This window comes from Natronomonas sp., assembly GCF_036625485.1.
Classification (GTDB): domain Archaea; phylum Halobacteriota; class Halobacteria; order Halobacteriales; family Haloarculaceae; genus Natronomonas.
On record NZ_JAZKTR010000023.1, the window covers coordinates 1 to 22,473 of the forward strand.

The window sequence follows — 22,473 nt, forward strand, 5'->3', positions numbered from 1 at the left end:
TATTCAAAAGGCGCCGCCACGATAGCGAATCGGGTGGGTTCCGAACCACCCACCCCGTTCATATTCCAACCCCCCCTTTTTGATGCCGGTACTGCATCTAGTGCGGTATGCTACCTCAAACCGATCCCGATCACCGCCGATGTATCCGCCCGCGAACCACTCGACTCACCGCACGCGGAGCGGAGCGATGACCGACCGCCATCCCGACCTCGACGAGCAGGCGCGGGCGCTGCTGGAGGAACTCGAATCCGGCGTCGCGCCGCCGTCTTCGACGCTGTCGGTGGCGACCGGCCGGCAGTTGCTCGACGACCTCTTTGCCGTCGCCGACCCCGAGCCCGTCGGCGAAGTCACCGAACTCGGGATACAGGGGCCGAACGGGCCGATCACGCTCCGCATCTACTCGCCCGAGGGCGAGGGGCCGTTTCCCGTGCTGGTCTTCCTCCACGGCGGCGGCTGGGTCCGCGGCTCGCTGGACGCCTACGACGGCCCCTGTCGCCTGCTGACCGAGGAGGCCGACTGCGTCGTCGTCTCGGTCGGCTACCGCCGGGCGCCGGAACACCCCTTCCCGGCGGGACTCGAGGACTGCTATGCCGCGACGGCGTGGGCCGCCGACCACGCCGCCGACCTGCAGGGCGACCCCGACCGCGTGGCCGTCGGCGGCGACAGCGCGGGCGGCAATCTCAGCGCCGCGGTCGCGCTTGCCGCCCGCGACCGCGACGGCCCCGACCTCGCCCACCAGTTGCTCATCTATCCGTCCGTCAACCCGCCGTCTGTCCGCTGGTTCGACTCCTACGAGGACTACGGGACCGACTACTTCCTCGAGATGGACAGCGTCGAGTGGTATCTCGACCAGTACCTCTCGGGCGCGGCCGACGTCGGCAATGCCTACGCCTTCCCGCTGCGGGCCCGCGACCTCTCGGGAGTGCCGCCGGCGACCGTCATCACCGCCGGGTTCGACCCGCTGGTCGACGAGGGGACCGCCTACGCCGAACGGCTCGACGAGGCGGGCGTTCCCGTCGAACACCGCAACTACGAGGGCCAGATCCACGGCTTCTTGAGCCTCTACGAACACATCGACGACGGTCGAGACGCCCTCGACTACGCCGCCAGCCGCCTGCCGGACGCCCCCGGCCACGAGTGACCGCTCGACCCGCCCGAGACCGGTGTAGTTGATATGTTAACCTCCCACCTTTTGGCGAATAATATGTGTATACTTCTATCATGGCACGGAAACAGACGCGGCGGCAATGGCTGAAGACGACGGCCGCGGGAACGCTCGGTGTCTCGGCGTTGGCTGGGTGTACGGGCGACGGTGGCAACGGGAACGGGAATGGTAACGGAAACGGCAATGGCAACGGGAACGGCAACGGAAACGGAAACGGTACCAGCAACGGCGGTCCCAGCGGGACCGTCAAGATCGGCGTCATGCAGCCGCTGTCCGGCGACGTCCAGTACTACGGCCAGCAGTCGCTGTGGGGGTTCCTCTCGGGGCTGGCCTACAAACACGACAGCGACCCCATCGACACCTCGACGACCGGAACGCAGACGATAGAGGGCGACGACGTCACCTACGAGTTGGTCATCGAGGACTCGCAGTTCAGTCCCGACCAGGCCCAGACGGTCGCGACCGACCTCGTACAGGACGAGGAGGTCGACATGCTGTTCGGGGTCGCCTCCTCGGACGGCGCCCGGCGCGTTATCGAGTCGGTCGTCCTCCAGACGAACGTCCCCTACATGGCCGGGCCCGCGGCGTCGGCCGGCCTCTCCAGCAACAGCGACCTGTGTAACGAACTCGTGTTCCGCGCCAGCGAGAACACGGCGATGGACGCCCTCTCCGGCGGGAAGTACGTCGCCCAGGAGACGGACGTCGAGCGGGTCTACATCATGGCCGCCGACTACTCGTTCGGCCGTGCGGTTGCCCGCAACTACCGGAACGTCCTCGAAGACGAGGGCATCGAGATCGTCGGCGAGCGGTTCGTCCCGCGCGGCCACGACGAGTTCGAAGGGCTCTACGAGAACGCGGTCGACGCCAACGCCGACGCGGTGGTCGGCGGCTTCACCGTCGTCACCCTGCCGCAGTTCCTCGATACCGGCCTCTCCGGCGATTACGGCCTCCGGATGTTCGGCGGCTTCGCGACTCAGATCTCGACCAACGCCATCGGCGGCGTCGCCCAGCGCGTGCTCGGCGAACCGCTGACCGCGGAGAAGATCAAGGACGCCAAACTCGGCCCCTTCACCACCCGCTACCACTGGAACCAGTACGACAACGACATCAACGACGCCTTCGTCGATTCCTACACCTCGACGTACGGTATCGTCCCCGACCTCTTCTCCTCGGGGACCTTCGTCGCAGGCTCCTCCATCGTGCAGGCAGTCAACGAGAGCGGGTCGACCGACGGCGCCGACATCGCCTCGGCGCTCCGTGGGATGACCGTCGCCGACACGCCGAAAGGCGCCGACGCCTACACCTTCCAGGAGTACAACAATCAGGCGCGCTCGGAGATGACCGTCGCCTACCCCGTCCCGAACACCGAGGACAACTGGGACGCGCCCATCATGCCGGGCGAACCGCTCGCCCGCATCCCCGCCGACGAGACGACGTTGCCGGCAGACCACCCCGACATGGGGTGTTCGCTGTAAGCGATGGTCCTGCGAACGAGGAACCTCACGAAGCAGTTCGGGGGCCTCGTCGCCGTCGACGGTGTCGACTTCGAGCTCGAAGAGGAGTGTTGTTCGCTCATCGGGCCGAACGGCGCCGGGAAGACGACGTTTTTCAACCTGCTGACGGGCGTTCTCGAACCGACCGAGGGCACCGTCGAGTATCACGACGGCGACGACTGGGCCGATATCACCGATTACGCGCCTCACGAGACGGCGCTGTCGGGGCTGCATCGCTCCTACCAGATCACGAACGTCTTCGAGACGTCGACGGTGCTGGAGAACGTCCGCATCGCCGCGCAGGCGGCGGGCGAGGATTCGTGGCGCGTCTGGCGCAACGTCGAGGCCTTCCCCGAATACGAGCGGGAGGCCCACGACATCCTCGACCGGGTCGGCCTCGCCGAGAAGGCCGACCGGCCCGCCGAGGCGCTCAGCCACGGTGAGAAACGGAACCTCGAGGTCGCCATCGCCCTGGCCGGCGACCCCGACGTCATCCTGCTGGACGAACCGACCGCGGGCGTCTCCAGCGACGGCATCGACGAACTCACCGACCTCGTCGACGACATCGCCGCCGACCACGCCGTCCTGCTCGTCGAACACAACATGGACGTCGTCATGGAGGTCAGCGACCGCATCGCCGTCCTCCATCAGGGCTCGCTCATCGCCGACGACGACCCGATGGCGATCCGCAACAGCGAACGCGTCCAGGAGGCCTACCTCGGCGGCTACGAGGCCAACACCACCGGAGGTGAACACGCGTGAGCCTGCTCGAAGTCGATGACATCCACAGCTACTACGGCGAGAGTCACATCCTGCAGGGCGTCTCGCTGGAGGTCGAGGCCGGCGAGACCGTCGCCCTCATCGGGCGCAACGGCGTCGGCAAGACGACGACGCTCCGGTCGATCCTCCAGTTGACGCCGCCCCGTGAGGGGACAGTCACCCTCCGCGGCGAGGACGTGACGGGCTGGCAGACCCACGACGTCGCCCGGAAGGGCGTCGGCTGGGTGCCCGAGGAACGCCGGATGTTCTCCCATCTGACCGTCGACGAGAACATCCGCATCGCGACGCCGCCCGACGAGGACGTCCAGGCGGCCTTCGAGACGGCCTACGGCGCGTTCCCGGAACTCGACGACCACCGCGGCCGCGAGGCCGGCGACCTCTCCGGCGGCCAACAGCAGATGGTCGCCATCGCCCGCGGGCTGGTCGGGAACAACGACCTCCTGCTGGTGGACGAACCCAGCGAGGGGCTGGCGCCGCAGATCGTCCAGCAGGTCGCCGACGCGCTCTCGCGGGTCGCCGAGGACGCGACCATCCTGCTGGTCGAACAGAACTTCCCGCTGGCGATGGACCTGGCCGACCGCTTCTACCTGCTCGACCACGGGCAGGTCGTCGAGTCCGGCTCGACCGAGGACATCTCGCGGGACGATGAGCGGATTCGGAGGTACCTCAGCGCATGACGGCCCTTTCGCTTCTCGCCGACGGCCTGCCGCTTTTCGCGCCCGTCGGCATCACCCTCGACGCGCTGTCGAAGGCCGCCCTCTACATCGTCATCGCCAGCGGCCTCAGCCTCATCTTCGGGCTGATGGGCGTGCTCAACTTCGCCCACGGCTCGCTGACGATGCTGGGCGCTTACCTCGGTGGTGCCGTGATGGTCGGCCTCGTCTCGGCGGGCACCGGCGACATCGCGCGCCTACTGTTGTTCTTCGTCGCCGTCGCCGCCGTCTTCGCGGTTCTGACCGGCTTCGGCGCTGCCATCGAGCTGACGCTCATCCGGCCGATCTACGACCGCGAACCGCTGTTCCAGATCCTGCTCACCTTCGGGCTCGTGTTGGTGCTCGACGAAGCCGCGCGTATCGTCGTCGAGTTGGGTGGCCTCCGACCCCAGACCGAGTGGCAGGACGCCATCGGGACCGCGCCGGATTTCCTCGCGAACCGGTACGGCATCCTCGGCGCGAGCACGCGCGGCCTGCTCTTCTTCGAGATGCTGGTCGGGCTGCTGGTCGTCGTCTCCATCTTCCTGTTCCTGACCCGGACCCGGTACGGCCTCTACATCCGCGCCGGTAGCGAGGACCCCGAGATGACGCAGGCGCTCGGCATCGACATCCGGCGGGCATTCACCGTCGTCTTCGGCGTCGGCGTCGGCCTCGCCGGCGTCGCCGGCGTCCTACTCATGTGGGACCCGCGCTTCGGCGCGAGCGTCCCGCTGGGCGTCGAGACGCTGCTCATCTCCTTTATCGTCGTCATCATCGGCGGCCTCGGCTCCTTCAAGGGAACCGTCGTCGCCGGCCTGCTGGTCGGCTTCGTCGACGCGCTGATGACGTGGCTCTTTATCAACTACATCGACTTCCCGGGCCTGCCGGAGCTGGTGTTGTTCCTCGTGCTCGTCGTCGTGCTCATCGCGCGTCCGAAGGGACTGTTCGGCATCGCGGAGGTGGGGGGCCATTAGCGACCCTGCCCCCGCGGCTGACGCTGACGAGGCCGGAGGCGGCAGCGGCGAAACGGTCGTCGAGGAGACGACGACCGCCGAGACGCTCCGCCGCTATCTCCGGAGCCACACGGCCCACGTCGCCGTCGTCGCCGCCCTGGCCGTCTATCCCTTCATCTACGCCGGCCTGACCGGCATCGGCCTCACCGTCGGCGGCGTCCAACTCGGGGCGTTGTTCGACGTCTTCCTGCCCCGAACCCGGACGATGGTCGTCGTCCTCTACGTCGGCCTCTTCGCGATGAGTTTCGACTTCATCAGCGGCTACACCGGCTATCTCTCCTTCGGCCACGCGATGTTCTACGGCATCGGCGCCTACTTCGTCGCGCTGGCCGGCACCGGGAAGATACCCGGCCTCCCGGCCGAGACGCCCTTCATGCTCATGCTGGTCGTCGGAGCGTTGCTGGCGCTGCTCATCGCGCTCGCCGTCGGTGCCGTCTCCTTCCGACTGACCGGCGTCTACTTCGCGATGGTGACGCTGGGCTTCGCGGAGGTCTCCCACGTCTTCATCCGCAACTGGGACTACGTCGGCTCGAACCCCCGGGACGGCGTCGGCGTCGTCGGCCGGGACGGCTTCGCGGTCGGGATTCCCGGCATCGACGCCCTGCAGTTCCGACTCGGCCGCCTGACCGGCGATAGCTTCGAGAACGTCCTCGGGACCGGCATCGAACTCGGAACCGTCGAGGTGTCCTACTACGCCATCGGCGCCGTCGTCCTGCTGTCGTACTTCGCGATGCAGCGAATCATCCACTCGCCGTTCGGCCGGGTGATGGTCGCCATCCGCGAAAACGAGGAGCGAGCGAAGGCCGTCGGCTACAACACCTTCTGGTACAAACTCGGCGCCTTCGGCATCAGTGGCTTCTTCGCTGGCGTCGCCGGCGCGCTGTTTGCCGGCTACCGGCGGTCGGTCGCCCCCGAGAACACCTTCGACCTGTTCGTGACCGCCGACGCCCTGCTGGCGGCCATCATCGGTGGGTTCGGCACCCTCGCCGGCGCGCTCTACGGCCACCTCTTCCACGAGTTCATCCAGGGCATCCTCTCGACGGAATCCCACGGCCTGGCCCGGTTCCTCCGAGACGCGCTCCCGGAGGATGTCCTGACGGCCGGCGTCGGCGACGTCACCGTCGTCGAGTTCATCAACGTCTTCGTCGACGGCCGCGCCGACCTCTATCTCGGCCTCATCTTCATCGCCTTCGTTCTATTCATGCCGCGAGGCATCCTCGGCGCGCTCAGAGACCGCCTCGGCGGCACCGTCGCCGAGAAACTCCCCGAGCGCCTCGACCGCTATCGCCGATAGCGGCTCTCTCGTTTTCCTTTTCAATAATGGTCGGTGACGAACGGTCCCAGCGCACCCGAAACCGCGGCGGCGAGCGCCGACTGCCGGTCGAGGTTCCCGGCCGTCAGCGCGCCAGCCGCCCCCTGCCGTTTCGCCACGTTCGATTCGCCCAACACGTCGTCCATCACCGGCCCGAGTTCCGCGCCGGCATCGACCCGTTCGGCGATCTCGTCTGGCAGTCGGAGGCTCGGGCCCGACCCGTGGCCGACCGTCTCGCCGTCGTCGACGGCGGCCCACATGACGAGAAAGAGCCCGTCAGACCCCTCGAAGCGGGCGACGCCACCCTCGATGCCGACCGCGAGGTCGAAGGCGCCGGCTCCCAGCACGTTCGCCGCGCGGGTCTCGGCGCCCCGGACCGTCTCGGCGTGGCCGACCGGCTGTTCGCTCACGCCGGAGGCGACCGGCACCGCCTCGACGGTCGCGTCGTCGAACGCGTCGCTCGCGTCGAGAACCGATTCGACCGCTCGTCGCTTGACCGGATTGCCGCTGCCGACGCCGACGGACATGCGCGGCGGTAGCCGCGGGGCCGTCAAGGGCGTTCCGAAAGTCGGGGTACACGAACCGTTTTATTTCGCTGTGCCATATGTTAACGTATGCGATCCGTACTGGTCCCCCTGGATGGTTCCTCGCGGTCCGAGGCCGCGCTACGCAAGGCGTTCGACCTGTTTCCCGAAGCGGAGATACACGTCCTCCACGTTCTTCAGGTGACCGAATTCCAGCACCACGAAACGATGTCCGCCTACGAACTCGCAGTCGAGGACTGCGAGGAGATCATCGACGACGCCGAGCGTCTCGCTTCCGACCACGGCCGGGAGATCGAAACGGAAGTGATCGAGGGCAACGCCGCAAAGACGATCCTGCGATACGCCGAGGAGAACGATATCGACCACGTCGTTATGGGAAGTACCGGCCGGTCGGGCCTGTCGCGGGTGTTGCTGGGGAGCGTCGCCGAAGCAGTGACGCGTCGTGCGCCCTGTTCGGTGACGATCGTACGCGAGGCCTGATACGGATCGTTGTGGTCTTTTATTTACCCCGCCAGCGCTCGCCGAACCGCTCCGGTGGCGTGCTCTCGAAGGTGCCGTTCTGGAAGACCGTCACCCGCCCCGTCTCCTCGCTGAGCGTCAGCGTCGCCACGACGTCGTCGCGGGTCGAGACGTCGAGGGCGCTCATGTGGCGGGCCCCCATCCACGGTTCGTACTCGACCTCCACGTCCCGCGGGCTCCGAAACCGGACCAACTGCTCGTTGATAATGCCGTCGACACTGACGACCGCCGCGCCATCACAGTCGTAGGCGACCGTTCGAAGCGCCTCGTAGAAGGCGTCGAACCCCTCAAGTGGCTCGCGACCCGTCTCCGGCCAGTAGTTGTCACCCATCGGGTCCGCGAAGTCCGCGACCGACGACCCGGAGACGACCGCGAGATACGCCCCCGGTGCGCCCGCCGTATCCTCCCATTTCCCGAACCCCACTGCTATCCCTTCCAGACAGTACCGGACGACCGCCTGCAGCCGGCCGACCCGGTCGTGTGACTGGTACGCGAGATCCAGCGACCCGCTCATGGGGTGTACTGAGCAGCCACGGCGTATAGTGGTTCGCCCCGAGGCAGCGACACGCCAAGGTTAACTACGGTGGGTGTCAAGCGGTACCTATGGTCACGAATTCGGACTCCCGCGATTCGAACGACGAGGAGGTGTTCCGGCGGGTGGGGCTGGTCACCCTGTTCTGGGTGCTCGCCCTCGTCCTCGCCGGACTCGCGCTCATCTTCTTCGGCGACGCGTTGTTCGACCTGGTGGTCTGACGGGCCGCGAGCGACCGGTACTACTGGGCGTCCACCACAGCCACGCTCGCCAGGTTCACGATGTCCTTCACCTCGTCGCCTCGCTGGAGGACGTGGACCGGCTTGTCCATCCCCACGAGCATCGGGCCGATAGCCTCCGCCCCGCCCAGTCGCTGCAGCAGCTTGTACGCGATGTTGCCCGCTTCGAGGTTCGGAAAGACGAGCACGTTCGCGGGTTCCTGCAACTCCGAGAAATCGTAATCGCCGGTCAGCATCTCCTCGACGACGGCGGTGTCGGCCTGCATCTCACCGTCGACCGGGAAGTCGACGTCGGGATTCTCGCGGAGGCGACGGGCGGCCTCGCGGGGCTTGCGCGTACCCTCGTTGTCGACCGTCCCGAAGTCAGAGTAGGACAGTAGCGCGACCCGTGGGTCGACGTTGAACTGGCGGGCGAGGTCTGCGGTGTGGGTCGCGACCTCTTCGAGGACGTCGGCGTCGGGCGCCTGATTGACCGTAGCGTCGGCGACGAAGACGACGCGGTTCCTGAAGGTGAGCATGTAGACGCCCGCCGCGTACTCGGAATCGTCGGCGGTGCCGACGACCTGCAGCGGCGGCCGGAGGGCGGTCGGGTAGTGGTTCGTCAGGCCCGTCAGCATCGCGTCGGCGTCGCCCATCTCGACCATCACGCTGGCGAGGTAGTTGCCGTCGTGGACCAGCCCCCCTGCCTCCCGGCGGGTGACACCGTTGCGCTGGCGCAACTCGTAGAGGCGGTCGGCGTAGGGGTCGAGTTCGTCGGTCGTCGGGTCGACGATCTCCGGGTCGAAGTCGAGACCCAGATCCGCCGCCTGCTCCCAGATGGCGCGTTTGTCGCCGATGAGGACCGGATTGGCGATGTCCTGTTCGACCAGCTGGTAGGCCGCCCGGATCATCTTGGGGTCGTCGCCCTCCGCCAGCACGAGTCGCTTGGGGTCGCTCTTTGCCTTGTTGAGGACGACCCGCATCATCTCGCGGGACTTGCCGAGGCGGGCCTCCAGTTCCTCGCGGTACTCTTCGAGGTCCAGTTCCTCGCGGGCGACGCCGGTCTCCATCGCCGCCTCGGCGACCGCGCCCGACAGCTCGAAGAGGACACGCGGGTCCAGCGGCTTCGGGATGATGTACTCGGGGCCGAACTGCAACGGCTGGTCGCCGTAGGCCTTGACTACGGCGTCCGGCACGTCGCGCTTGGCGAGGTCAGCCAGCGCCTCGGCGGCGGCGACCTTCATCGCCTCGTTGATCTCCGTGGCCCGGACGTCCAGTGCCCCACGGAAGATGAACGGGAACCCGAGGACGTTGTTGACCTGATTCGGGTAATCCGACCGGCCGGTCGCCATGATGACGGTGTCGTCCCGTGCTGCCTTCGTCCGTTCGTAGCCGATCTCCGGTTCCGGGTTGGCCATCGCGAAGATGATCGGGTCCTCGGCCATCGACCGTACCATGTCCTCGTCGACGATACCGCCGACCGAGAGGCCGACGAAGACGTCAGCGCCCGCCATCGCGTCCGCAAGGTCGCCTTCCGGCACGTCGGCCGCGAAGGGTGCCACGTACTCGTGGGGGTCCTCGTTGGCGGCGCGTTCCTCGGTGATGATGCCGTCGATGTCGCACATCGTGATGTTGTCCTTCTTGACGCCCAGCGAGTCGTAGAAGCGGGCGGTGGCGGTGGCGGCCGCGCCGGCACCCGCGAAGGTGACCTCGATCTCTTCGAGGTCCTTGCCCGCGATCTCGCAGGCGTTCAGGAGTGCCGCACCCGAGATGATGGCCGTCCCGTGCTGGTCGTCGTGGAAGACCGGGATGTCCATCTGCTCGCGGAGGTACTCCTCGATCTCGATGCATTCGGGCGCCTTGATGTCCTCCAGGTTGATGCCCCCGAAGGTCGGTTCCATCCGGGCGACCGAATCGGCGAACTTCGCGGGGTCGTTCTCGTCCAACTCGATGTCGAAGACGTCGATGTCAGCGAACCGCTTGAACAGGACGCCTTTGCCCTCCATCACGGGCTTGGAGGCCTGTGCGCCGATATCGCCGAGACCGAGTACGGCGGTGCCGTTGGAGACGACGCCGACCATGTTGCCCTTCGTCGTGTAGGTGTAGGCTTCGGCTGGGTTCTCGTCGATGGCGCGACACGGTGCGGCGACGCCGGGCGAATACGCCAGCGAGAGGTCGCGCTGGGTGTTCGTCGGCTTGGTCGTCGAGATCTCGAGTTTACCGGGCGGGTCCGCGCGGTGGTATTCGAGTGCGTCCTCGTCCAGTCCCATGCCGGCCATTGAGCGGCCCGATACAAACACGCAACTATTGTGGCCACGGGAGACGGTGTTCTACGGAGGCGACGAAAGGAGGGGACGGGAAGGGGGGAGGAGGGAAAGAGGGACGGGAGGTTTAGATCCATCCAAGCCGACTCAGGGTGCCAGTGGAATCGACTCGGGTATGGGTGCCAGTCGGTGCAGACAGAACACGGCCAGTGCGCTGACTGCGGTTCGATATTGTCGGGCTACGTGTTAGGTCCTCGGCATGGTATCTCATGCCATTTAAGACATCGAACGGACCGGTTACCCGGAGATGAGAACGGCCTTGCCCCGGTCGTCGACGGTCAGTTCGTAGCCGAACGTCTCGATGACGGCACGGTTCGTCTCGACGTGGTCGGTGTGTTCGGGCGCAAGTACCTCGCCGCCGGCCAGCGCCAGCGGGATCATCAACTGGTCGGCGAGATGCCGGTCGACCGCACCCGCGCCGTCGTGGAACTCCTGGAAGCCCGCGACGGCATCGGCGGCGACTTCCTCGGAGGGTTTGCCGGCCTCTCCGAGGGCGGTAAAGCCCGCACGACCACCCTCGTAGACGGCCGCCAACACGAGCGCCGACCCCGTCGACTCGGCCTCGACGTAGGAGACGTCCGTCGGCGTCGGCACGTCGGGCAACGCCTCCGCGGCGGCCGCGGCCTGCCGACCGGCGACTGCCGGGTCTTCGAGTTCCTCGGTGGCCACCGAATAGACCTCGACCCGCCGGAGCGCGCCGCGTTCTGTCAGCGCGATCGGTTCCAGTTCCGAGGGCCGAAGTGTCAGTTCGATCTCGCCGCCGCCGACCGGATAGAAGCCGCGGGACCCGACCGAGAGGTCGATATCGAGGCCGGCGCCGAGAAGGAGGGGTGATTTCACGTACCGCAGGTAATCCAGCGGCGGCGACCACGCGACGTCGGTGCCGCCGGTTATCGTCACCGACGCCTCGGCGTCCAGCGCCGTCGCCAGCGGGAGGACGGTATCGGCCACGAGCGAGACGCTGCCGGCGGTGCCGACGTCGACGGTCACGTCGTCCGCCTCCACGTCGCCGGGGTCGAACTCGAGGGTCTCGGCTTCGCGTTCGTCGCCCTCGACCGTCGCGTCACACAGCGCCGCGCCGGCCTCAACGGCCGCGAGATGCTGGGGGCGGAGTCCCTCGTTCGGGCGGTCACCGCGGATGTTCTCGATCCGGACGCCCTCCCCCGAGAGCGCCGACAGCGTCACCGCGGTCCGGACGATCTGGCCGCCGCCCGCCGCGCCGTCGATTTCGTGCATACGAAAACGGCCGGCGCCGACGGCAACAAAGCTTCCGACGGGCGCCCACGACCGAGGATTCGGGAATCGCCGCGTTCGAGCCCTCTTGGACGCGATTCTCACGCGTTGGGACACAGGTCCCTTATTTAGGGCCGTTCAGCGCCTAGCTTCTATCATGAGTCAACCATTCGACCGCCGACTCGCTGACGATCCGCCAGTACGCCCCGAGCGCGTGATGCCGGCCGTCGCGCTCGTCGTGACCGGTCTCGCCGTCGCGCTCGTCCTCGTGGGGCTAGCGAGCCTGTGGCCGGCCCTCGCCGGAGTGATTCCGGGTTCGGCCTCCGGGTTAGCCGTGAGTACCCTCGTGTTCGGTGCGCTCGCCGTGCTGACCCTCGTCGCCGCCTCGATGGTCAGCCGCCGCGTCGCGCCGAACCGTTCGCGATAGCGCCGTCGTCAGTTTTCGCGATAACGCCGTCATCGGTTTTTTAAGACGTTCGACGCCCCCATAAGGAGTATTTATAAAGAGAATCGGAACCTCGTTTTTCGGAACGATAAACCGACGGCGGCCGCTATGCGGACCGTCGCGCCGCCCAGTAGAGAACCCCGACGGTGACGAGGAACAGCGCCGTCGAGAGGTCGTAGGCGACGCCGGGAACGGCGGTCGCCAGCGGCGAGCCGACGCCGCCGAGGGCCGCCAGCAGGGCCGCGCCGAACGGCCATACACAACTGACGCAGGTGGCAAGGCCGAGCAGGCCGGCCACCGCGCTTCGGGCGCCGGCGAGGACGACCGTGTACACCAGCACGGCGAGGGTGGCGTAGCCGACGACCTCGAACGGGAGAACCGCGAGGTCGACCAGGCCGTTGGTGTACAGCAGCGTCGGCCCCCAGCCGGGCGAGAGCCACACGATACGGGCCGGCATCTCCATGCCACCCGGGCCAACGAGGCCGCCCGCGACCGCCAACACGAGGAAGTACACGGCGGCGACCGCGCCGGCCGCGAGCCGTCGACGGCGGTCCGCCGGAATCGTCGGCCGCCGGAGGAGGACCCACGCGCCGACGTTGATCCACACGAACGGGTACAGCGTATACCGGGGTTCGAGGACGCCCGTCCCGGTAATCCGGAGGTAGGCGAACACAGCCACCAGTTCGACGACGAGCAGTACACCGACCGCGCTGACGGCCGTCGACCGCTCGACCGGCAGTTCCGGGATGGCCGACCGGTCGATGCCCTGCGAGGTCGCCATCGGTCAGATCCCCTCGGCGTTCGCCTCCTCGTTGCCGACCCGGAGGTTCCAGAAGCCGACACCACCGAGGACGACGAGGACGAGCGCCGCCGCGACCGCGAGGTACTGGATCGGCGAGAGATCGAACCCGAGGAACCCGGCTATCGTCCGCAACTCGACGACGACGGGCACGAGGAACGCGAGGATGACGAGTAGCCCGCCACGGGTGATGCGGCGGCTCACGAAATCACCTCGATTATCCACGCCGGATAGGTCCCGGTGCCGGGGCCGAACAGCCCGCCCTCGGAGATGATGGCACCGATGGGCAGGATGTACGCGAGGACGACCAGCAGGACCGCAATGCCCGTCCACAGCGCGAGGTTGTCGAGCACCTCGGGGGAGTCCTCGGGGCCGGACAGCGCGGGCGGCAGCGTCCCGTCGAAGGCCTCCTCCATCGGCGGTTCCAGCAGCGAGACGATGACGTTCCCGAGGAACAGCACCACCGAGATGAACAACAGCGTCCCGCCGATAGCGATCTGGAAGCGGAGTTCGCCGACCGTACTGAAGCCGGCGTCGAAGGCGAAGCCGGAGTACTGCGGTTCGGCGGTCCGTCGCGGGATACCGATGAGGCCGCCGCGGTGCATCGCGTTCGACATCAACGTCATGCCGACGAACCACAGCACGACCTGGAACAGCCCGATACGCCGGCTGTAGACCGCCCGCCGGGTCAACTGCGGCAGCAGCCAGTAGGTCGACGCCATGAACGTCAGCGCGACGGCCGTCCCGACGGTGAGGTGGAAGTGGCCGGGCACCCACAGCGTGTTGTGGATGAGATAGTTGATGTTCATCCCTGCGTTGACCATGCCGGAGAAGCCACCGGCGGCGAACATCAGGCCGGCCAGCGCCATGCCGGTGAAGGCCGGGTCACGCCACGGGAGCACGCCGAGCCACGAGAGGTACCCCTCGCCGCCACGCTGGCGGGCGCCGTGTTCGACGCTCGCGACGACGGTGAAGGCCGTCAGCAGACTCGGCAACAGCAGGAACATCGTGTTCGTCATCGCGATGAACTTGAAGCCCTCCGCGATACCGGGGTCGACGTACTGGTGGTGGATGCCGACCGGCGTCGACAGCAGGAGGAACAGCACGAAGACGACCCGCGCCAGTGGGTCGCTGAACAGGCGGCCGCCGGAGAGTTTCGGCAGGACGGTGTACCAGAGCAGATACGCCGGCATCAGCCAGAAGTAGACGACCGGGTGGCCGAAGAACCAGAACAGCGTCCGCGTCAGAAGCGGGTTCACCTGCTCGATGAGCCCGAGCGACCACGGCAGCAGGAAGACGACGACCTCGGTGGCGACCCCGAGGGTGGCGATATACCACATCAGCATCGAGGTCAGTACCATGAACGCTTGCAGGGGAATCCGTTCGCCTTCGTTCTCGTCACGCCACTGCCACCACATCCGGAACCAGTCGAAGCCGGCCAGCCACGTCCCGATGATGAAGACCGCAAGGCCGGCGTAGAACAGCGGGTGGGCCTGCAACGGCGCGTAGAACGTAAAGAGGACGTCAGCGCTCATCGGTATCGAGTCGACGAAGCCGGCGAGGATGGCGATGCCTGCCATCGCCGTTCCAGCGGCCATCAACAGATACCAGGTCCACGTGAACCGGATATCGTCGACCGGTCGGTCGAGGCTTCTGACCATCGCCCACGTGAACACCCCGACGAGGAAGAAGATGGTAAAGGAGATGACGAGCAACACGCCGTGAAGCGTCAGGACGGTGTAGTAGTCCGCCGAGTCGATGAATCGGAAGTAGTTCGTCCGGTGGAGCGCCTGGATCAGGCCGCCGAGAGCGCCGATTCCGAGCGCGACGAAGGAACTCCACAGCGCCGCCCGGACGATGCGAGCCTCCTCAGGGAATCGGTCGACGAACAGCCGTTCGCCGGTCAGTGCTTCTTGATCGCTCATTCGTTACCTCCTTCGTATTCGTCTTCGGGATGGACGATGAGTTTGCCTTCCATGTCGTGATGGCCCTCGCCACAGTACTCGTGGCAGATGATGCCGTACTCGCCAGGTTCGTCGAACTCAACGGTTATCTCCGCGACTTGCCCCGGGATGGCCATCGTGTTGACGTTGGTGCCGACGACCTCGAAGCCGTGAATCACGTCTATCGACGTGATGTAGAACGTGACGGTGCTGTTTGCCGGCACCTCGATGGGGTTCGGGCGGAAGATGAACTGCTGGGAGATGACGTAGGCCTCGTACTCGTTTTCACCGACCTGCTCGACCCTCGGCTCCGCGAAGCGTTCGTCCTCGCCGACCGCGGTGGCGTCGATGGTCCCACCTTCGTTGTCGACCATCGCGACGCCGGCGCCGACCGCGCCGTAGGTCACGGTCCCGATGAAGCCGACGATTAGCACGATCGCCGCCACGAGCCAGATCTTCTCGTAAGTGTGGACGTTCATCCTATCACCGTCGGGCCACGCCCGAGGAACTCGATGAAGTAGGTGAAGATCCACATTCCCACCAGGATGAGAAAGTAAATCGCGATGAGGACGGCCGTCCCCACCGGATTAAACTCCTCGTGGCCGATTTCTCGTTCGGTGTCTGTCGACATATGCAGTCGTGTTTGACCGAGATACGATAAAATACTTCCCACGTCCCAGCCGTCGGGACGCGGGGATAGAGTTTTCAACCACCGGCAGTCATCTTTCGGGCATGGAACTGACACCGCGTCGGGGGACGATCGCCGCGCTTCTCGCCCTCGTTCCGGTCGCCACCTTCGCGTTCGCTCGTGGCGAGCCGCTTGTCGGTATCGCCCTCGTGAACGTCTGCCTCATCTTCGGGAGCCTCTACATCGCCTTCTCGCCGGTTTCGGGCCAAGGACACGGCGGGAACGGGCACGGCACGGCCGGCTAACGCTCGATGGTACTCGACAGCGCCGTCGGGGCCGACCTCGCCGTATTCGGCCTCGTCGGCCTGCTCGCCGGCGCCCACTGTCTCGGGATGTGCGGACCGCTCGTGACGCTGTACGCCGAGCGCATCGACGCGACGGCCGCTGACGGCGGGCGGCGCGCCGGCCAACTCACCCCGCGGGCAGTCCGCCAGCACACGCTTTTCAACGTCGGTCGCGCGACCAGCTACGCCGTCATCGGCGCCCTCGCCGGCCTGCTCGGCGGGGTCGTCTTCGAGTCGGCGGCGACCATCGAGGGCGTCGGCGACGGCCTCCGGGGCGGCGTCGGCGTCCTCGTCGGCCTGCTCGTCGTCGCCGTCGGCGTCTCGTATCTGCTCGGCGGCGCCGCCGACCTGCATCGGTTCGTCCCCGACGGCGCGCCGCTGGGGCGGGTCGTCGCCGCCGCGACCGACCGCGTCGACCGGCTGGCGGCCGGCCCCGGCATTGTCGGCCTCGGGGCGCTGCATGGCCTCTTTCCCTGCCCCATCATCTACCCGGCATATCTGTACGCCTTCGCGGTCGGCGACCCGCTCCGGGGCGGCCTGTCGCTTTTCGTCCTCGGAGTCGGCACCATCCCGACGCTGTTGCTGTACGGGACGGTGCTGGACGCCGTCGACGCGACGCGACGGCGCCGCCTCCACCGGGCCCTCGGCGCGGCGTTCGTCTTGCTGGGCTACGTCCTGTTGGCCCACGGCCTGATGCTGTTCGGCATCCATCTGCCGCACCCATCGCTACCCTACCGACCCATCAACGAGTTCACCCATGTCCTGTAGCCTCTGTGACCTACCGAACCCCGACCCGCCCGTGACGGCCGACGACGTCGACGGCGATTTCTGCTGTCGCGGCTGTCTCGAAGTCCAGCGCCGCCTCGGCGACGAGGCCGAAGCGGCCCTCGAGGAGAACGAAGCGGGGCCGGACATCGGTGCCGAATCCGTCCCCGAGGGCCGCGAGCAAGAATTCCTCGCCGTCGATGGGATGCACTGCTCGACCTGTGAGGTGTTCGTCGAGTCGCTGGCCCGCGACGTCGAGGGCGTCGACGCCGTCGAGGCCAGTTACGCGAGCGAACTGGCACGGGTCGTCTACGACCCCGAAGCCGTCGACAGCGACGCCCTGCCCGACCGGCTGTCGGGCTACGGCTACGAGGCCCACGACCCCGAGGAGACGGTCGAAGACGATGGCAGTGATGTGGTTCGGTTCCTCATCGGCGGCGGCTTCTTCGGCATGATGGCGATGCTGTGGTATATCCTCTTCCTCTATCCGACCTACTTCGGCTACCAACCGGTCGTCGACTTCGGCGGCCTCGACTTCACCTACATCGCCGCCAACATCTGGGCGTTCACCTCGGTCGTCCTCTTCTATACGGGCTTTCCCATACTGCGCGGCGCCTACGTCAGCCTCCGGTCGTGGCGGCCGAACACCGACCTGCTGGTGTCGCTGGCCGCCGTCGGCGCCTACACCTACAGCACGCTGGCGATGCTTCTGGGCCGCTCGGAGCTCTACTTCGACGTGACCATCGCTGTCGTCCTCGTCGTGACGGCAGGCACCCAGTACGAATCCCGCATCAAGCGGCGGGCCAGCGACCTGCTCTCGGAGTTGACCCAACAACAGGTCGCCGAAGCGGTCCGCCACCCCAGCGGCGAGCGGGTCGACGTCTCGGCGGTCGGCCCCGGCGACCAACTACTGGTCAGACCCGGCGACCGGATTCCCGTCGACGGAACCGTCGTCGAGGGGTCCGCCGCGGTCGACGAGGCGCTGGTGACCGGCGAATCGCTGCCCCGAAGCAAGCGGCCGGGCGACGAGGTCCGGGGCGGCACCGTCGTCACCGACGCGCCGCTTGTCGTCCGCGCCGGCGAGGAGGTGACCAGCACGCTCGACCGCATCGTCGAGTTGCTGTGGGGGATTCAAAGCGCCCGCCCCGGCGCCCAGCGGTTGGCCGACCGACTGGCGACGGTCTTCGTCCCGCTGGTCGTCCTCGTCGCTGGCGTCACGACCGCGTGGTTGCTCGCGAGTGGGGCGACGCCGACCGCCGCGCTGTTGACGGGGCTGACCGTCCTCATCGTCTCCTGTCCCTGCGCGCTGGGGCTGGCGACGCCGCTGGCGGTCGCCGCCGGGACGCGAACCGCCGCCGAGGCGAACGTCGTCGTCGCCACGCCGGCCCTGTTCGAGGCCGCCCCCGAGGCCGACACCGTCGTCTTCGACAAGACGGGGACGCTGACGACGGGGGCGATGACGGTACTGGACGTCGCGGCACCGACCGATGAGGAATCACTGCTGGCGCGGGCGGCGGCGCTCGAACGCTTCTCGGCGCATCCGGTCGCGACGGCCATCGTCGATGCCGTCGAGGACCCGCCGGAAGCCACCGATATCGAGGAACACGACCGCGGCGTCTCGGGGACCGTCGACGGCGAAACGGTTCTCGTCGGCCACCCATCGCTGTTCGAGGCCCGCAAGTGGGCGGTTCCCGACGACCTCGCCGACCGGGCCGACGAGATCCGAACGGAGGGCGCGGTCCCCGTCCTCGTCGGGCAGGCCGGCCGCGCCGAGGGCGTCGTCGCCGTCGGCGACGAGACGCGGCCCGAGTGGGCCGAGGTCGCCGAAACGTTCGCCGACCGGGAGGTGGTCGTGTTGACCGGCGACGAGGGCTCGGCCGCCGACCGCCTCCGCGAGGACCCCGCGGTCGACCGGGTGTTCGCGGGCGTCAAGCCGGCGGCGAAAGCCGAGACCGTCAGACGACTCCGGGCCGACGGGACGGTGGCGATGGTCGGCGACGGCAGCAACGACGCGCCCGCGCTGGCGGAAGCCGACGTCGGTATCGCGCTCGCCGGCGGCACCCGACTGGCGACCGAGGCCGCCGACGCCATCGTCGTCGACGACGACCTCCGGTCGGTGCCGGCGACCTTCGATATCGCGTCGGCGACGAACCGCCGCATCCGGACCAATCTCGCGTGGGCGTTCGGCTACAACGCCGTCGCGATTCCGCTGGCGGTCGCCGGCCTGCTCAACCCGCTTTTCGCCGCCGCCGCGATGGCATCGAGCAGCCTGCTCGTCGTGCTCAACTCCTCGCGGTCGCTGCGCTGACGTGCTGCTGTGTCGAAAACGGGGCGGGCAGCAGCCTACCGGACGACGGTCACGGTGACCGGCGACCGATGGACGACCGTCTCGGCGACGCTACCGAGCAGCAGGCGGTCCAGCCCCTCTCGACCGTGGCTGCCCATGACGACGTGGTCGAAACCGCCGGCCGCTGCGCGGTCGGCGATGACCTGCGGGGGGTCGCCGGTTTCGACGGCGGTCTCGACGTCGACGTCGCCCGCCGATACCTCCTCGCGGACGTCGGCCACCAGTTCTTCGGCCGCCGTCTCGGCCCGCTCGTACCACTCCTCGGAGCCATGGAGGGGTTCCTCTCGAACGTCGACCTCTTCGAGCGCGCCGTAGGCCGGTTCCGACGGGTCGATGACGTGCAGTACCGTCACCGACTCGGGGTCGTGTTCGGAACACGCGTATTCGAGCGCCTCCCGGGAAAGCGGCGACCCGTCGACGGGCACGAGGATCTGGCGGTCCGGCTCCTCGTGGCCGTCGCCGCGGACGACCGTCACGGGGATGGGCGACCGACTGACGACCGTCTCGGCGACGCTACCGAGCAGTATCTGTCGCGCGCCGGACTGTCCGTGTTCGCCCATGACGAGCCGGTCGAAGTCCTCCGCGAACTCCGGGATGGTCCGGGAGGGCGGGCCGAAGGCCGTCTCCGTCGTGACCTCGACGCCGGCCTCGGCCGCGCGGCGGTCGACCTCCTCGAAGAGGTCCTCGGCGTCGGCCTGTGCGCGTTCGAGTTGCGCGCGCCGGTCGCCGGAGGCCCGCTCGGCCTCCCCGGCGGTATCGACGACCCCGATGACGTGCAGCACCGTCACGTCGGCCTCGGGGAATTCGGTCAGTGCGTATTCGAGAGCGGCCTTCGACGGCGGATTGCCGTCCATCGGGACGAGTATGTCTGTCATCAGTGGATCACCAGAACGGTGCCAATAGGTACCACGCCCTCGCATAAAAATCAGCCGCGGAATCCCCCTCTGTGAGAGACACCCACACACGTATGTTCCTGAACGGAGTATATTCGGATGGGTGAGACCAATGCCCATTCAAGACCTCGTACGAAGCGAGGTCGTCACCGCCGACCCGGATACGTCGGTCGCCGACCTCGCCACGACGATGGACGACGAGAGCGTCGGAAGCGTCGTCATTACCGAAGGAGAACAGCCGGTCGGTATCGTCACCGACCGTGATCTGGCCATCCGCGTGCTGGGCGAAGGGCGCGACCCGGACGCGCTGACCGCGAGCGACGTGATGTCGGAGGACCTCGAAACGGCCGACCCAGAAACGGGGTTCTACGAGGCCACCGAGACGATGGCCGACAACGGGATTCGTCGGCTTCCCGTCACCGACGCCGACGACACGCTCGTCGGCATCATCACCGCCGACGACCTGACCGAACTGCTCGCCGAGGAACAGCAGCATCTCGGCGCGATCATCGAGGCCCAGCGGCCGCCGTATTAAGAGGCGCGAGGACCGTTACAGGGGTGGGGACCGCGTCCGAATACGGGAACGGAGCCGCCGCGGCGTTCTAGTTCCCGTTTTCGCCGTCGTCGCCGTCAGCGTTCGCCTCGCGTGCCCGCACCGTCAACACCGGGATGTCAGCGGTGCGTACGGTTCGCTCCGCGACGCTGCCGAGCAGCAGGCGGTCCAGTCCGCTGCGACCGTGGGTGCCCATGACGATGACGTCGACGTCGTGATCCTCGGCGTACCCCCGGATAACGCGGTGGGGCGACCCGCCCTTGACGGCCGTTTCGACGGCTTCGATGCCGGCTTCGGTCGCCCGGTCGCGGGCCTCCTCGACGATGCGTTCGCCCTCCGCTTCGAGTTCGGCGAGCAGGTCCGACTCACTGGCCGCCATGACCTGCACGTTCTCCTCGATGACGTAGAGGACGTGGAGCCTCGCTCCGTGGGCTCGGGCCTGTTCTATCGCGTGGTCGAGCGCCGCCTCGGCGCCAGCGCTGCCGTCGGTCGGAAAGAGGATGTGGTCGTACATGATAGCGAGGACAGGTCTGGTTCCTACAGGGTACTTCGTACGCATCGTATAAATGAGGGATGGGCCATTCCGAAACCCGGGAGCCAGTGGGAACTCGCTGTCCAAATTCCGATAGCCCGCTGGCCTATTCGTCGAGGGACTGCTGGCGCCACGTCGTCCAGTCGTACATCCGCTGGAGCTGGCCGCCTTCCTGTCGGATGGCGACGGCCGTGTTGAAGAGGAACGCGGCCGCGAGGACGGTACCGACGAGCCAGACGGCGGCGACGTGGGCGTCGGTGGCGCCGACCAGCGGCGACCCGAGGTCCACGAGGACGATACCGACGACGCAGACGACCGCCGGCAGGAGGTGGCGTGTGATGGCCGCAAGGGTCGTGCCCTCGTGGACCCGAACGGTCTGGACGCCGTAGAAGACGGCCCACGCCGAGGCCAGCAGCCAGCCGACGGCGACGACCAGCCGGGTCCAGTCGGCCTCGACGAGGAAGCCGAGCCACCACGCGGCGATGAAGACGGCGACGACCAGGTAATCGACCCAGACGGGGATGGCACGGGTCCGTTCGTCCGGCGAGCGCTCGGCGTGATACAGCGCCCGGAGGCCCAGCGCCAGGAACAGGATGAAGAACAGGACTGCGCCGTCGTTGAACACCGCAAGCCACGACGCGTCGGCGACGATGGTCGCGGCACCGGAGACGCCGTACAGCACCGCGGCGCCGGCGGCGACGGCGATGTACCACCATTCGACGGTCTCGGCCGCGAGGACGTACTGGACGTAGCCGACCAGATAGCCGGCCAGAACCGCCGCCGCGACGGCGATAGAGGCGTACGCGAGCAGGTTCGCAGCCGTCACCGTCGCGGCCGGGTCGCCGGTTGCCAAAAGCAGCGTGTGCGGACTCATTGACTCGATGTGCGTCGGCGATTTATATAATATCACAGGCTAATCCCGGCCCGCGGGAGAGAACAGAAGGACCGACGGCATCGGGGGGGATGATAGCCCGACGGTCAGTCACCCGGGCACGCGACCTCGGTGGCCCGCTCGCGGACCAGTTTGCGCTCGACCGCGTTCAGCCGCTGGGAGACGCCCGACCGGGAGATGCCGAGTCGCTCCGCGAGGTCGTCCAGCGTCGCGCCCCGCGGCTGGTCGTAGTATCCCAACTCGACGGCGAGTGCGAGCGCCTCCCGCTGTTTCCCCGTCAGCGTGCTGCCGCCCAACTGGCCCCCGTCGCCTTCCTGTCGGATCCGTTCGACGGCGACCGAAGTCCCCGCCTCCCTGAGGTCCCCGATTATCGAACGGAGCGTCTCGCGGTCCGGGACGACGAGCGAGAACCGCAACCGACCGTCGCTGGCGGACTCGATGTCGGAGATACAGTCGTGTCGCTCGAAGACGAGACACGGGCAGGCGTCGGCCACCGGCGTGTGCCG

25 protein-coding genes and 1 pseudogene are annotated in these 22,473 nt (G+C 67.5%); 13 read left to right on the top strand and 13 right to left on the bottom strand.

Annotated features, from left to right (window positions below; genetic code table 11):
- The first annotated feature begins 187 nt into the window (after positions 1-187).
- The 6 genes from V5A53_RS03990 to V5A53_RS04015 all read left to right on the top strand — a co-directional run bounded on the left by V5A53_RS03990 (position 188) and on the right by V5A53_RS04015 (position 6,437).
- Positions 188-1,141: an alpha/beta hydrolase gene (locus V5A53_RS03990; RefSeq protein ID WP_332312283.1), complete on the top strand. Its 954-nt coding sequence runs from the start codon at positions 188-190 to the stop codon at positions 1,139-1,141.
- 80 nt (positions 1,142-1,221) lie between these two features.
- Entirely contained in the window at positions 1,222-2,640 is a 1,419-nt protein-coding gene (locus V5A53_RS03995) for an ABC transporter substrate-binding protein (RefSeq protein WP_332312284.1), read from the top strand.
- A gap of 3 nt (positions 2,641-2,643) precedes the next feature.
- Complete coding sequence (locus tag V5A53_RS04000; protein WP_332312285.1) at positions 2,644-3,420, top strand: ABC transporter ATP-binding protein; 777 nt, start codon at positions 2,644-2,646, stop codon at positions 3,418-3,420.
- Complete coding sequence (locus tag V5A53_RS04005; RefSeq protein WP_332312287.1) at positions 3,417-4,115, top strand: ABC transporter ATP-binding protein; 699 nt, start codon at positions 3,417-3,419, stop codon at positions 4,113-4,115. Before V5A53_RS04000 ends, V5A53_RS04005 begins: the two co-directional genes overlap by 4 nt.
- Positions 4,112-5,104: a branched-chain amino acid ABC transporter permease gene (locus tag V5A53_RS04010; RefSeq protein WP_332312288.1), complete on the top strand. Its 993-nt coding sequence runs from the start codon at positions 4,112-4,114 to the stop codon at positions 5,102-5,104. Before V5A53_RS04005 ends, V5A53_RS04010 begins: the two co-directional genes overlap by 4 nt.
- A 211-nt stretch (positions 5,105-5,315) precedes the next feature.
- On the top strand, positions 5,316-6,437 hold the full coding sequence (locus V5A53_RS04015) for a branched-chain amino acid ABC transporter permease (protein ID WP_442928672.1): 1,122 nt from the start codon (positions 5,316-5,318) through the stop codon (positions 6,435-6,437).
- A gap of 20 nt (positions 6,438-6,457) precedes the next feature.
- On the opposite strand, the gene yjjX is transcribed toward V5A53_RS04015, so the two are convergent.
- Positions 6,458-6,982 (bottom strand): inosine/xanthosine triphosphatase, encoded by a 525-nt coding sequence (gene yjjX / locus V5A53_RS04020; protein WP_332312289.1) that lies wholly within the window; start codon positions 6,980-6,982, stop codon positions 6,458-6,460.
- Between the two features lie 87 nt (positions 6,983-7,069).
- Between yjjX and V5A53_RS04025 the strand changes: the two genes are divergently transcribed.
- Positions 7,070-7,480 carry a universal stress protein gene (locus V5A53_RS04025; RefSeq protein WP_332312290.1) on the top strand — a complete coding sequence of 137 codons (411 nt, stop codon included), beginning with the start codon at positions 7,070-7,072 and terminating at the stop codon, positions 7,478-7,480.
- Positions 7,481-7,499: 19 nt separating this feature from the next.
- Here V5A53_RS04025 and V5A53_RS04030 read toward each other — a convergent pair whose 3' ends face one another.
- A complete protein-coding gene (locus tag V5A53_RS04030; protein ID WP_332312291.1) occupies positions 7,500-8,033 on the bottom strand; it encodes a diadenylate cyclase in 534 nt (177 codons plus the stop codon).
- 89 nt (positions 8,034-8,122) lie between these two features.
- On the opposite strand from V5A53_RS04030, the gene V5A53_RS04035 reads away from it, so the two are divergent.
- Positions 8,123-8,272, top strand: a complete 150-nt coding sequence (locus V5A53_RS04035) for a hypothetical protein (RefSeq protein WP_332312292.1) — start codon at positions 8,123-8,125, stop codon at positions 8,270-8,272.
- Between the two features lie 20 nt (positions 8,273-8,292).
- Here the strand turns inward: V5A53_RS04035 and V5A53_RS04040 are convergent, their stop codons facing one another.
- Both V5A53_RS04040 and rtcA read right to left on the bottom strand, forming a co-directional pair.
- A complete protein-coding gene (locus V5A53_RS04040; RefSeq protein ID WP_332312293.1) occupies positions 8,293-10,539 on the bottom strand; it encodes an NADP-dependent malic enzyme in 2,247 nt (748 codons plus the stop codon).
- Between the two features lie 291 nt (positions 10,540-10,830).
- The gene (rtcA, locus tag V5A53_RS04045) at positions 10,831-11,829 is read right to left on the bottom strand and encodes an RNA 3'-terminal phosphate cyclase (protein ID WP_332312294.1); all 999 of its coding nucleotides are present in this window, start codon (positions 11,827-11,829) and stop codon (positions 10,831-10,833) included.
- A 154-nt stretch (positions 11,830-11,983) separates the two neighbouring features.
- On the opposite strand from rtcA, the gene V5A53_RS04050 reads away from it, so the two are divergent.
- Entirely contained in the window at positions 11,984-12,253 is a 270-nt protein-coding gene (locus V5A53_RS04050; protein WP_332312295.1) for a hypothetical protein, read from the top strand.
- A gap of 124 nt (positions 12,254-12,377) precedes the next feature.
- On the opposite strand, the gene V5A53_RS04055 is transcribed toward V5A53_RS04050, so the two are convergent.
- The 5 genes and pseudogenes from V5A53_RS04055 to V5A53_RS04075 all read right to left on the bottom strand — a co-directional run bounded on the left by V5A53_RS04055 (position 12,378) and on the right by V5A53_RS04075 (position 15,644).
- Complete coding sequence (locus V5A53_RS04055; RefSeq protein ID WP_332312296.1) at positions 12,378-13,052, bottom strand: DUF7546 family protein; 675 nt, start codon at positions 13,050-13,052, stop codon at positions 12,378-12,380.
- A 3-nt stretch (positions 13,053-13,055) separates the two neighbouring features.
- The gene (locus V5A53_RS04060; protein WP_332312297.1) at positions 13,056-13,274 is read right to left on the bottom strand and encodes a hypothetical protein; all 219 of its coding nucleotides are present in this window, start codon (positions 13,272-13,274) and stop codon (positions 13,056-13,058) included.
- Entirely contained in the window at positions 13,271-14,995 is a 1,725-nt protein-coding gene (locus V5A53_RS04065; protein ID WP_332312298.1) for a b(o/a)3-type cytochrome-c oxidase subunit 1, read from the bottom strand. Before V5A53_RS04065 ends, V5A53_RS04060 begins: the two co-directional genes overlap by 4 nt.
- A gap of 11 nt (positions 14,996-15,006) precedes the next feature.
- Positions 15,007-15,492 (bottom strand): annotated as a pseudogene (locus V5A53_RS04070) (cytochrome c oxidase subunit II); the annotation flags it as partial.
- Positions 15,489-15,644 carry a cytochrome oxidase gene (locus tag V5A53_RS04075; protein WP_332312301.1) on the bottom strand — a complete coding sequence of 52 codons (156 nt, stop codon included), beginning with the start codon at positions 15,642-15,644 and terminating at the stop codon, positions 15,489-15,491. The pseudogene V5A53_RS04070 and the gene V5A53_RS04075, both read right to left, overlap by 4 nt.
- Positions 15,645-15,745: 101 nt before the next feature.
- Here V5A53_RS04075 and V5A53_RS04080 point away from each other — a divergent pair, with 101 nt between their 5' ends.
- The 3 genes from V5A53_RS04080 to V5A53_RS04090 are packed head-to-tail and all read left to right on the top strand — an operon-like array spanning position 15,746 to position 19,058.
- On the top strand, positions 15,746-15,946 hold the full coding sequence (locus tag V5A53_RS04080; protein ID WP_332312302.1) for a cytochrome-ba3 oxidase subunit: 201 nt from the start codon (positions 15,746-15,748) through the stop codon (positions 15,944-15,946).
- A 6-nt stretch (positions 15,947-15,952) separates the two neighbouring features.
- Positions 15,953-16,753: a sulfite exporter TauE/SafE family protein gene (locus V5A53_RS04085; protein WP_332312303.1), complete on the top strand. Its 801-nt coding sequence runs from the start codon at positions 15,953-15,955 to the stop codon at positions 16,751-16,753.
- Entirely contained in the window at positions 16,743-19,058 is a 2,316-nt protein-coding gene (locus V5A53_RS04090; RefSeq protein WP_332312304.1) for a heavy metal translocating P-type ATPase, read from the top strand. The genes V5A53_RS04085 and V5A53_RS04090 overlap by 11 nt, the downstream gene beginning before the upstream one ends.
- Before the next feature lie 35 nt (positions 19,059-19,093).
- Here the strand turns inward: V5A53_RS04090 and V5A53_RS04095 are convergent, their stop codons facing one another.
- Positions 19,094-19,972 (bottom strand): universal stress protein, encoded by an 879-nt coding sequence (locus tag V5A53_RS04095; RefSeq protein WP_332312305.1) that lies wholly within the window; start codon positions 19,970-19,972, stop codon positions 19,094-19,096.
- A gap of 130 nt (positions 19,973-20,102) precedes the next feature.
- Here V5A53_RS04095 and V5A53_RS04100 point away from each other — a divergent pair, with 130 nt between their 5' ends.
- Positions 20,103-20,525 carry a CBS domain-containing protein gene (locus tag V5A53_RS04100; RefSeq protein WP_332312306.1) on the top strand — a complete coding sequence of 141 codons (423 nt, stop codon included), beginning with the start codon at positions 20,103-20,105 and terminating at the stop codon, positions 20,523-20,525.
- Between the two features lie 67 nt (positions 20,526-20,592).
- On the opposite strand, the gene V5A53_RS04105 is transcribed toward V5A53_RS04100, so the two are convergent.
- The 3 genes from V5A53_RS04105 to V5A53_RS04115 all read right to left on the bottom strand — a co-directional run.
- Positions 20,593-21,057, bottom strand: a complete 465-nt coding sequence (locus V5A53_RS04105) for a universal stress protein (RefSeq protein WP_332312307.1) — start codon at positions 21,055-21,057, stop codon at positions 20,593-20,595.
- Positions 21,058-21,181: 124 nt separating this feature from the next.
- Positions 21,182-21,949, bottom strand: a complete 768-nt coding sequence (locus V5A53_RS04110; protein ID WP_332312308.1) for a hypothetical protein — start codon at positions 21,947-21,949, stop codon at positions 21,182-21,184.
- A 104-nt stretch (positions 21,950-22,053) separates the two neighbouring features.
- A partial coding sequence (locus V5A53_RS04115) for a helix-turn-helix domain-containing protein (protein ID WP_332312309.1) occupies positions 22,054-22,473 on the bottom strand: 420 nt, incomplete at its 5' end.